Source organism: Youngiibacter fragilis 232.1 (genome assembly GCF_000495435.3).
GTDB lineage: Bacteria > Bacillota > Clostridia > Clostridiales > Clostridiaceae > Youngiibacter > Youngiibacter fragilis.
The window spans coordinates 48529-58367 of record NZ_AXUN02000205.1; the positions used below are offsets into that span (position 1 = coordinate 48529).

General features: G+C 50.7%; 11 protein-coding genes. 10 read left to right on the plus strand and 1 reads right to left on the minus strand.

Features of this window, described 5'->3' with window-relative positions; genetic code table 11:
• Positions 1 to 24: 24 nt before the first annotated feature.
• The gene (gene hisJ / locus T472_RS15735) at positions 25 to 798 is read right to left on the minus strand and encodes a histidinol-phosphatase HisJ (RefSeq protein WP_242864820.1); all 774 of its coding nucleotides are present in this window, start codon (positions 796 to 798) and stop codon (positions 25 to 27) included.
• A 151-nt stretch (positions 799 to 949) separates the two neighbouring features.
• On the opposite strand from hisJ, the gene T472_RS15740 reads away from it, so the two are divergent.
• The 10 genes from T472_RS15740 (at position 950) to T472_RS15785 (ending at position 9659) form a co-directional block, all read left to right on the plus strand.
• A complete protein-coding gene (locus T472_RS15740; RefSeq protein ID WP_207643984.1) occupies positions 950 to 1765 on the plus strand; it encodes an ATP phosphoribosyltransferase regulatory subunit in 816 nt (271 codons plus the stop codon).
• Between the two features lie 9 nt (positions 1766 to 1774).
• Entirely contained in the window at positions 1775 to 2377 is a 603-nt protein-coding gene (hisG, locus tag T472_RS15745; RefSeq protein ID WP_040907912.1) for an ATP phosphoribosyltransferase, read from the plus strand.
• Positions 2374 to 3627 (plus strand): histidinol dehydrogenase, encoded by a 1254-nt coding sequence (gene hisD / locus T472_RS15750; protein ID WP_207643985.1) that lies wholly within the window; start codon positions 2374 to 2376, stop codon positions 3625 to 3627. Before hisG ends, hisD begins: the two co-directional genes overlap by 4 nt.
• Positions 3624 to 4613 carry a pyridoxal phosphate-dependent aminotransferase gene (locus tag T472_RS15755; RefSeq protein ID WP_023388575.1) on the plus strand — a complete coding sequence of 330 codons (990 nt, stop codon included), beginning with the start codon at positions 3624 to 3626 and terminating at the stop codon, positions 4611 to 4613. The genes hisD and T472_RS15755 overlap by 4 nt, the downstream gene beginning before the upstream one ends.
• Positions 4610 to 5185: an imidazoleglycerol-phosphate dehydratase HisB gene (hisB, locus tag T472_RS15760; protein ID WP_023388574.1), complete on the plus strand. Its 576-nt coding sequence runs from the start codon at positions 4610 to 4612 to the stop codon at positions 5183 to 5185. Before T472_RS15755 ends, hisB begins: the two co-directional genes overlap by 4 nt.
• Positions 5186 to 5761 (plus strand): imidazole glycerol phosphate synthase subunit HisH, encoded by a 576-nt coding sequence (gene hisH, locus T472_RS15765; RefSeq protein ID WP_023388573.1) that lies wholly within the window; start codon positions 5186 to 5188, stop codon positions 5759 to 5761.
• Positions 5758 to 6462, plus strand: a complete 705-nt coding sequence (hisA, locus tag T472_RS15770) for a 1-(5-phosphoribosyl)-5-((5-phosphoribosylamino)methylideneamino)imidazole-4-carboxamide isomerase (protein ID WP_023388572.1) — start codon at positions 5758 to 5760, stop codon at positions 6460 to 6462. The genes hisH and hisA overlap by 4 nt, the downstream gene beginning before the upstream one ends.
• Positions 6459 to 7223 (plus strand): imidazole glycerol phosphate synthase subunit HisF, encoded by a 765-nt coding sequence (hisF, locus tag T472_RS15775; RefSeq protein WP_023388571.1) that lies wholly within the window; start codon positions 6459 to 6461, stop codon positions 7221 to 7223. Before hisA ends, hisF begins: the two co-directional genes overlap by 4 nt.
• A complete protein-coding gene (hisIE, locus tag T472_RS15780) occupies positions 7216 to 7857 on the plus strand; it encodes a bifunctional phosphoribosyl-AMP cyclohydrolase/phosphoribosyl-ATP diphosphatase HisIE (RefSeq protein WP_023388570.1) in 642 nt (213 codons plus the stop codon). Before hisF ends, hisIE begins: the two co-directional genes overlap by 8 nt.
• Positions 7858 to 8000: 143 nt before the next feature.
• Positions 8001 to 9659, plus strand: a complete 1659-nt coding sequence (locus T472_RS15785; RefSeq protein ID WP_023388569.1) for an FAD-dependent oxidoreductase — start codon at positions 8001 to 8003, stop codon at positions 9657 to 9659.
• Positions 9660 to 9839 lie beyond the last annotated feature (180 nt).

Consider the following 9839-nt stretch of genomic DNA (forward strand, 5'->3'; position numbering starts at 1 on the left):
TGCAGTAATGGTTTATGATCATTTTCAGCCGGTGAATTCACTGACCCTGTCAAAATGCCTTCCAACCTCTTTCGCGCTATGGGCGTCAGACCCTGTGACAACCGGTATTCCCAAATTGACTGCCTTCCTGATGATATCCTGGGATGGATATGGTTCACCGCAATACTCCTTGTCATATCCTGATGTGTTGATGTCAAGTGAATATCCGTTCTCCTTTACAATTGAAAGTATCCTGTCAATGTCCAGGTCCAGTCTTTTCCCGTGGAACCCTTTGAACTTCTTTATGAGGTCAAGGTGTCCTATCCTCTTTGGAGTGAGGTTTCCATAAGGTTTTGAAAGAGCCTTGATAAGGGTCTCCTCATAGGCTTTGCCGATAGCTTCAAAGCCCGTCTCCTCAGCCTTTTCAACAAAGGATCCGGGAGAATAGTCGACACAGAAATACTTGCCGTCAAGCAGCACGAAATGTACGCTGATTATGGAATAAGGGATTGTCTCAGGATGAAGTCCCAGAAACTCCATGGTTTCCTTCTCCATTCCTTCAATGTAATCTATCTCGAAGCCTGCGTTTATTATGATTTTTCCTACGTACCTTTCCTTGAGAAGGGATATCTCCTTAAGGTACAGGTCAACATCCTCAATTGACATGGCACTGTCCTTTGCAGGAACAGTGTCATCGATCGGCAGGGGAGCATGCTCTGTGAAGGCTATCTCGTCAAGGTTCTTCGAGATGGATGCCAGTACGTATTCCTCTGCCTTGTCCCTCGAGGCATGGGGGCAGTAATCTGTGTGCATATGCATGTCTTTCACGAATAAAGCCTCCTTTGTTTGCATTAATATTCACATCTATGTTACTATATATTATCATACAGAGGAAGGACAATTACAGGCTGACGGTACATCCTGCCTTGTCCTCAGATTGGATGGGAGTGATTTCTTGAACAGGATAACTATGAATGACACAATTCTCAAGACCAAGAAGCAGGAAATGGATTTTCTGAGGTTCATGGCCAAGCTTGGCTATGACCTTGTGGACCTCAATGTGGTGGAGACCTTCAATTGGGGAAGCATCACCCTTGATGACCAGAAGATGATGGACAAGAGGCATTCCTGGACCGACGGCGGTGTGCTCCATGCGCTTCGAAGCGACTGGACGAATTCCATCGTAAGGTACAGGAAGCAGTACGAGCTTGAGGCGGAGAAGATAGCCTATGCCGGGATGGTATACAAGAAATCCGGGACGATCCACCAAATGGGAGTCGAGACCTTCACTTCAGATATATCCGCGCAGCAGGAGGTCCTTTCGGATGTCCTTGCATTCATGAAGGAGCATCTGAAGAAGAACATATCCATAGCGGTCATCTCCCACAACAAGCTCCTGAAGAAGCTCCTAACGAAGGACCAGATGGAGGACCCGATGATCCACAGGCTTGTTTCTGAAAGGAACAGGGATGCGCTCTCACATGCGCTGTCAAAGGACCATCCTGTCATCGGACTTATGGAGGTAAGGCCTGAGGACCAGCTCGAATACATTGCGGGAAGGTTTCCTGAGCTTGCACAGGAGATTGAGGACCTCAAGGTATGGGAGGACAAGCTAAGGAAGCTTTCAATCGAGAACGTATATATAGACACCCTTGTAATGCCGAGACAATCGTATTACCGGGGAATATTCATACAGCTCTATCAAAAGAACGAGACTGAGCCGCAGGCTTCAGGAGGGCAGTACACAAGCTCTTCAAAGGCATTCGGAATGGGGATCAACGGTTAGGAGGAACAAATGATTACAATAGCGCTGTCAAAGGGAAGACAGTACACTGATTTCATAAGCTACATCAAGGAGAGGGGAATAACCGAATGGGTAGATGCCCTCTCAAAGGTCACCAGGGAGCTGGTGGTGGAGGCAGGGGACGTGCGTTTCCTTCTCGTCAAGGGGGATGATGTCCCTACTTATGTTGCGGAAGGGATAGCTGAGCTTGGCATAACAGGCAGTGACATACTCATGGAGACCGAGACAGGCGTCAACAGCCTCATGGACCTTCCGTTCGGCTACTGCCACTTCACCATTGCAAGTACTGAGGCCAAAAAGAAGTATGACGTCATAGCCACGAAGTATGTGAATTATACGAGAAGGTACTTCGACTCGATAATGCAGCCTGTAAAGATCATACCCCTCAAGGGTTCTGTCGAGCTCGCTGCAGTGATCGGAATGGCCGATGCCATAGTGGACATCGTGCAGTCGGGGGATACCCTGAAAAAGAACGGACTCAAGGAAAGGGTGACCCTGGACAAGATAAACGCGAGGCTCATATCCAACAAGCACGCTTACTTCATCAAATACGATGAGATCCAGGGAATCATAGAGCGGTTGAAGGTGAAATGATGATCAGTGCAGATGAATTCAGGAAGGCATACAAGGAAATGGATACCCTTGACTTCAGCAAGGCAGCCTCGGTGATGGACATCATCAGGGAAGTCAGGGAAAAGGGTGATGCCGCATTAAGGTCATACTCGCTGAAGTTTGACGGAGTCGAAACCAGCGAGCTTGAAGTTCCCGCGTCCGAAATGGAGAATGCCTGGAACGGGCTTGATGAGGAGCTTAAGGCTGCCCTTCTTCTCTCGAAGGGAAACATCGAGAAATACCAGAAGACCATAATGTGGAAGCAGATGGAAAAGTCGGAGCTTTACCAGAAGGTCCATGCGCTGAGGCGTGTCGGGATTTACGTTCCGGGCGGAAAGGCAAGCTATCCTTCGACGGTCCTCATGACTGCAGTCCTTGCAAGGGTGGCTGGTGTTGAGGAGATAGTGGTTGTCACACCACCGCAGAAGGATGGAATCAACCGGGCTACGCTTGCAGCATGCTACATCTCTGGAGTGGACAGGGTCTTCCAGACCGGCGGAGCCCAGGCTGTCGCAGCGCTTGCATACGGCACCGAGACAATACCGAGGGTAGACAAGATAGTGGGACCCGGCAACCAGTACGTTGCCCTAGCAAAGAAGCTTGTATATGGTGATGTTGGAATAGATTCCATAGCAGGACCTTCAGAGATAGTCATAGTCGCTGACCATACCGCAAACAAGGAGTGGGTGGCTCTGGACATACTTGCCCAGGCCGAGCATGACGAGATGGCGAGGACCTTCCTCATAAGCTCCGATGAAAAGGTGTTGTCTGACATCGAAGAGGAGCTCATGAAGCAGAAGCTTCTTCAGCCAAGGATAAATGTAATTGAAGAAAGCCTTGCCAATAACCATTATGCAATCCTTACATCAGACAGGGCTGAGAGCATAGGTATCGTCAACCTGATTGCCGGTGAACATGTTTCCATACAGACAGCCGATGCCGAAGACTATGTGGATAATGTAAGGACTGCAGGAGCGATCTTCATAGGGGAGTACTCGCCTGAAGCTATCGGGGACTACTCCGCAGGTCCGAGCCATGTGCTTCCGACTTCAGGGAATGCAAGGTTTGCCAGCGGGCTCTCTGTGAACGACTTCCTCAGGACAAACTCAGTGATCGCACTGAGCAGGGGGACATTCATGGAATGCGCAGCTACAGCGGTTGCCATAGCGAACGAGGAGTCTCTTGCTGCGCACAGGGATTCAGTATCCAAAAGGATGGGGGGAAGAGCATGATAAGGATAAACAAGAATGAAAGCCCCGTTCCGTCGCTTTCAGAGGAGAAGATCAGGGAGATCATACAGGAGACACCGTTCTTCCGGTATCCCGCAGAGGAGCACGACAGGTTCGTTGAAGCATACGCCAAGTTCCATCATCTGGACCCTAAGTGCATAGCGATTGCCAACGGGTCCGACGAGTGGATACAGAAGTTCATGATACTTCTCGGAGAAGGTCCGATGATGACGCTGGACCCGGATTTCTCGATGTACGAGGGTTACGCCAGGCAGCTGAAGAGACCTGTCATCAAGGTCCCATGCAACGATGACTTCACATTCGACGAGGAGAGGACAGTTCAGGCAATAAGGGAGCACAAGCCTTCCTTCTTCATCTTTTCACAGCCCAACAACCCTACAGGGGCTATGCACAGCGATTCGTTCGTGGAGGCAATCGCCGCTGCAGTAACTGAAGCAGGCGGTTACCTGGTGGTGGATGAGGCATACCTGGAGTTTTCAAGCAGGAGCTACGAAAAGCCGACCGGTGACAATGTCATTGTAATAAGGACCCTGTCCAAGATATACGGGCTTGCAGGACTGAGGATTGGCGTGGCGGTATCGACGAGGAACACCATCGAGATGCTGAACTCCATAGCCCACCCGTACCCAGTGAATTCACTTTCACTGAATATCGGGACCTACCTACTTACCCACGAGGACGACCTTAGGGCATTCTTCAGCAGGCAGAGGGCCCTTTCTGACAAACTGAAGGAGATCTTCAGTGAAACTGTCTCCGATGTCATTGAAGTGCTTCCAAGCGAGACCAACTTCGTGTTCACATACGGCAAGAACGCTCCTTCACTTGGTGAATACATCATGGAGAAGGGATTCCTGCCAAGGCTCTATAAGGATGATCGTCTAAAGGACGTCGTAAGATATTCCATAGCAGAAGAAAAGGACCTTGAAAGGCTTCATGAGGTCCTTAAGGAATGGAGGGCAAAGCTTTGATATTCAAGAAGATTAGGGAGACCAGCGAAACTAAGATAAGCATATCGATAGAGAAGGGAATAGGACCGTCGAGCATAGACACAGGTGTCGGGTTCCTTGACCACATGCTCGACCTTTTCGCATTCCACGGCCACTTTATCCTGAACTGCACAGTTGACGGCGATGTGACCGTGGATGACCACCATACCGTTGAGGATGTTGGTATAGTCCTTGGCCAGCTCCTTTCCGAGATGTCGGCTGACAAGGCCGGGATAACAAGATACGGGCATGCATACGTGCCCATGGACGAGACCCTGTCAAGGACCGTAACGGATGTCAGCGGAAGGCCCTACCTTTCGTTCGGCGCCAGGTTCTCGACTGAAAAGGTAGGGACCTTTGACACTGAGCTGGTGGAGGAATTCTTCAGGGCTCTTGTCATCAATGCCAGGTATACCGTGCACATCGACCTCATAAGGGGAGGAAATTCGCATCATGAGATCGAGTCCATATTCAAGTCCTTTGCCCAGAGCGTAAGGATCGCACTTTCTCCGTCCCAGTCGGGCAGGGTGCCCTCATCAAAGGGAGTGCTCTAGATGGTCGCATTGGTTGACTACGGTCTCGGCAACATACAGAACCTCAAGAATGCGCTGAAATACCTGGGATATGATGTCGTGCTGACAAAGGACCCGGAGGTACTTGCAGCGGCTTCACATGTCATACTTCCCGGTGTAGGCCACTTCAAGGCTGCTATGGACAGGCTCAGGGAGGAAGGCCTCATACCTGTGCTTGATGAGCTCAGAAGGTCGAAGCCCTTCATAGGGATCTGCCTTGGCATGCAGCTTCTCTTTTCCCACAGCGAGGAAGGTGATGTTGACGGACTCAGCTACCTTCCAGGAAAAGTGGAGCTCATAAGGAGCGACCTTCCCGTACCTCACCTTGGATGGAATACACTGGTAACAAAGGATGGCAGCCTCGAGGAGGATGTCTATTTCATCCACTCATATAAGGTTGCCACCGATGAGAACGTGGTGGCCTGGGCAGACTATGGCCAGAGGATAACAGCTATAGTCCAGAAGGGCTCCCTCATAGGGATACAGTTCCATCCGGAAAAGAGCGGCTATGCAGGACTTGCAATACTCGACAAGGCATTGAAAGGAGGATTCCTATGATTGAAATCTGGCCTGCCATAGACCTGATTGAAAACAAAAGCGTGCGGCTGACTGAAGGCGACTACGGAACAAGCACTGAGATGGAGAGGACGCCTGAAGAGGCCATAGCCTTCTACTCAGGCTTCAGCATGGTCAAGAGGATACATATCGTAGACCTTATGGGTGCCCTGAAGAAGGGTCCTGAGGAATCCGAGTTCATAAGAGGTCTCATAAGGAACTGCCCGCTGCCTGTTGAAATAGGCGGAGGCATACGTTCAAGGGAGATCATTGAGTCATACCTTGAAGCCGGAGCTTCATATCTCATTGTCGGTACAAGGGGGCTTAAGGATCCGGAGTGGCTCGCTGAAATGGCCAATGCCTTTCCGGGGAAAATATACCTGGGCCTTGATGCCAGGGAAGAGATGGTCTCCGTGAACGGTTGGACCGAAGAGACTGGCGAGACAATATACGAGGTCGTAGAGCGTTCGAACAGCATACCCCTCGGAGGGATAATATTCACCGACATCTCAAAGGACGGCAGGATGGCGGGACCTAACTTCGAGCTTACCGCGAAGCTTTCAAAGCTCTCCGTCCACCCCGTAACCGCTTCAGGCGGGGTCAGGAGCATGGAGGACATAATGCGCCTCGATGCACTGGGAGTCCATGCTGCGATCGTAGGGAAAGCGGCAAACACCCCTGAGTTCTGGAGGGATGTAAAGTGATCAAGAAAAGGATAATACCCTGCCTCGACGTCAAGGACGGCGTAGTGGTAAAGGGGATACAGTTCAAGGGACTAAGGGAGGTCGGCGATCCCGTGGCCATGGCCAGAAGGTACAACGACCTTGGCGCTGACGAGCTTGTGTTCCTTGACATATCTGCAACGGAAACTGGCCATGCGCTCATGGTAGACGTCATAAGAAGGACGGCAGAGCAGCTCTTCATTCCCATGACCGTGGGAGGCGGGCTGAAATCCGTTGAAGACATATCAAGGATGCTTAACGCCGGGGCTGACAAGGTGAGCCTCAATTCTGCGGCGCTCAGGGACCCTGACCTTGTAAGGAGGTCATCGGAGATGTTCGGTGCCCAGTGCACCTGCGTAGCGATAGACGCCAAGTGGGACGAGGAGAAGGGTGACTGGTTCTGCTATACCCATGGCGGGAAGAGACCTACCGAAATAAGGACCCTTGAGTGGGCAAAGCGTGTCGAGGAACTTGGAGCCGGAGAGCTCCTTGTGACAAGCATGGACTATGATGGAATGAAGCAGGGCTTCGACCACAGGCTTCTAAGGAAGCTCATGTCAATCGTGAACATACCTATAATAGCCTCCGGAGGAGGAGGGAACGCCAGGCATTTCGTTGACCTTTTCAAGGAGACCGATGTCTCTGCAGGACTTGCAGCATCAATTTTCCACGACGAACAGGTGAGCATATCCGAGGTCAAGGAAGCCTGCGCAAAGGAAGGGGTTGCAATAAGGAATGTCTGATTACAGCGAACTGAAGCCTGATTTCAACAAAGGGCTTCTTACAGCGGTGCTTCAGCACCATACCAACAAGAACGTGCTGATGGTGGGCTACATGGACGAGGAGGCCTTCAGGCGCACTTGTGCCGAGGGTGTCGTATGGTTCTTCTCAAGGAGCAAGGGAAGGCTCTGGATGAAGGGCGAATCAAGCGGACATGTGCAGACAGTAAAGGATATGTACCTTGACTGCGACAGCGATGCGCTCCTTGTGCAGGTTGACCCCCAGGGACCGACCTGCCACAGGAACACTGAAAGCTGCTTTGACCTTGATGTCTCATTCACGCTCAGGGACCTTGAGGATACAGTAAGGGAAAGGGCCGAGAATCCTGAAGAGGGCTCCTACACCAACTACCTCCTTACAGCAGGGACTGACAAGATAGCAAAGAAGTTCGGCGAAGAAAGCTTCGAGGCTGTGATCGCTGCGAAGAACAGCGATAAAGAAGAGCTGGCAAACGAAGCCGCAGACGTACTTTACCATCTGTCGGTGCTCCTCTATGAGAGGGGAGTCAGCATCAGCGATGTTGAAAAGGTGCTCCATGCAAGGCACATGAAAAAGAAGAACTTCAAGGGAACTCGCCGAGATGTTGAGGAATATTGACATTATGGCATCCGGATGGATAACAAGAGGTATCCGTCTGGATGCCTTTTGTTGCGTTTGTGTTAATTCTTGCAGGAATCCTTCCATAACCAAAGTCATATCGATATAATTAGATTTGAGAATCGAAACATGGAGGGAAACATATGAGGATACTTATAATCGGGGCGGTGGCAGGAGGAACTTCCGCTGCTGCAAAGGCAAGAAGAAACAGCGAGGATGCTGAGATCATAATATTCGATAAGGACAGTGACATTTCCTATTCAGGCTGCGGCCTCCCTTACTACATCGGAGGAGAAGTGGAGAAGAGGAGCGAGCTCGTCCCAAGGGATGCTGCCTTCTTCAGGGACAAGTACAATGTCGATGTGAGGACCTCGCATGAGGTGCTGGCAATAGATCCGACCAGGAAATCCCTTAGTGTAAGGGACCTCACTGACGGAAGGGAATATGAGGAATCTTATGACAAGCTCATCATAGCTACCGGAGCCAGGCCTTTCGTACCTCAGATGGAGGGGATATCCCTGGACGGTGTCTTCACGTTGAGGAATGTCAAGAGCGCAGACAGGATAAGGGAATTCCTCAGGTCGAGGTCCCCGAAAAGGGCTGTGATCGTGGGAACCGGCTTCATCGGGCTTGAGTTATGCGAGGTGCTGGTGAAGAATGGTCTTGAAGTCCATATGGTCGAGAAGCTTCCTCAGGTCACACCGGGGCTCGACAGCGACATGTCAAACTATCTCAGGGACTACCTTGAAAAGAAAGGTGTAATCCTTCACCTCGGGACCTCTGCAGCTGCCATTCAGGGAGATGGGACCGTATCGGGGGTTACGCTTGAATCCGGTGAAACCCTTCAGGCGGACATGGTGATACTTGCAATAGGGGTAAGACCTGAGACCACACTTGCAAGGAATTGCGGAATCGAAACCGGACAGTCCGGGGCGATACGCACTGGCAGGTCCATGAAAACAAGCATAAATGACATATATGCCTGCGGTGACTGCGCAGAGAGCTTCAGCGTCATCACAGGGAAGCCTGTATACAGGCCGCTCGGATCCACAGCAAACAAGACCGGAAGGATTGCTGGAAACTCGATCTTCAATGACAGCCTTGAATTCAGGGGAGTACTTGGAACCGGAATCTTCAGGGTGTTTGACATGACTGTTGGCCAGACCGGGCTTACAGAGAGGGAGGCTCTTCAGGAAGGCTGCGACATCGAAGTGTCACACAACATAAAGCCTGACAGGCCCACGTATTATGGCGGTAAGGAAATGGTCATAAAGTCCATTGCTGACAGGAAGACAGGAAAGCTCCTCGGTGTCCAGATAGTCGGATACGGCGGAGTTGACAAGAGGATCGATGTTTTCGCTACTGCAATTTCCTTCGGTGCAAGGGCTGAAGACCTCTTCCACCTTGACCTTGCGTATGCTCCTCCGTTCTCCACAACCAAGGACCCCGTGATGTACACAGGGATGATCCTTGACAATGCGATAAACGGAGGCAGGAGTATCGCCGACCCGAGGCTAATCGGAAGCGGAACCTATGATGGCGAGGAGGTGCAGATAATCGATGCGAGAGCAGAGAGCCAGTACCAGGAAGGTCATGTTGAAGGAGCCGTAAGCATGCCGCACGAGACCGTAAGGGGAAAGCTCGAGGGCCTTGACAGGGAAAAGCCCGTAATAGCATACTGCAACAAGGGCACTACCGGAAATGCCGTCCAGAACATACTCCTGAATAGCGGTTTCAAAATGGTGTACAACATCTCAGGCGGAAATACGAACTACAGGACCCAGAAGAAGAAAAGGGACTAGAATATTGAAAATGCCGTGGAAAACGGTAGTGTATTTTAATTTGAGTTTATAAATGACTTAAGATATTAACAAGAGTGAGAATATGAACAGGACAATAGAGCTGAGACATGCTCAGGCACCATATCGAAAATCGATTCTCTGGATTTACAATACGCGCATTCCAAATAGACTGTAAACTTA

Excerpts from the sequence above, each read along its gene's own strand:
- T472_RS15740 (WP_207643984.1), top strand. The coding sequence starts at position 950 with ATGAATGACACAATTCTCAAGACCAAGAAGCAGGAAATGGATTTTCTG.
- T472_RS15785 (WP_023388569.1), top strand. The coding sequence starts at position 8,001 with ATGAGGATACTTATAATCGGGGCGGTGGCAGGAGGAACTTCCGCTGCT.
- hisD (WP_207643985.1), top strand. The coding sequence starts at position 2,374 with ATGATGATCAGTGCAGATGAATTCAGGAAGGCATACAAGGAAATGGAT.
- hisIE (WP_023388570.1), top strand. The coding sequence starts at position 7,216 with ATGTCTGATTACAGCGAACTGAAGCCTGATTTCAACAAAGGGCTTCTT.
- hisG (WP_040907912.1), top strand. The coding sequence starts at position 1,775 with ATGATTACAATAGCGCTGTCAAAGGGAAGACAGTACACTGATTTCATA.
- hisA (WP_023388572.1), top strand. The coding sequence starts at position 5,758 with ATGATTGAAATCTGGCCTGCCATAGACCTGATTGAAAACAAAAGCGTG.
- T472_RS15755 (WP_023388575.1), top strand. The coding sequence starts at position 3,624 with ATGATAAGGATAAACAAGAATGAAAGCCCCGTTCCGTCGCTTTCAGAG.
- hisJ (WP_242864820.1), bottom strand. The coding sequence starts at position 798 with ATGCATATGCACACAGATTACTGCCCCCATGCCTCGAGGGACAAGGCA.
- hisH (WP_023388573.1), top strand. The coding sequence starts at position 5,186 with ATGGTCGCATTGGTTGACTACGGTCTCGGCAACATACAGAACCTCAAG.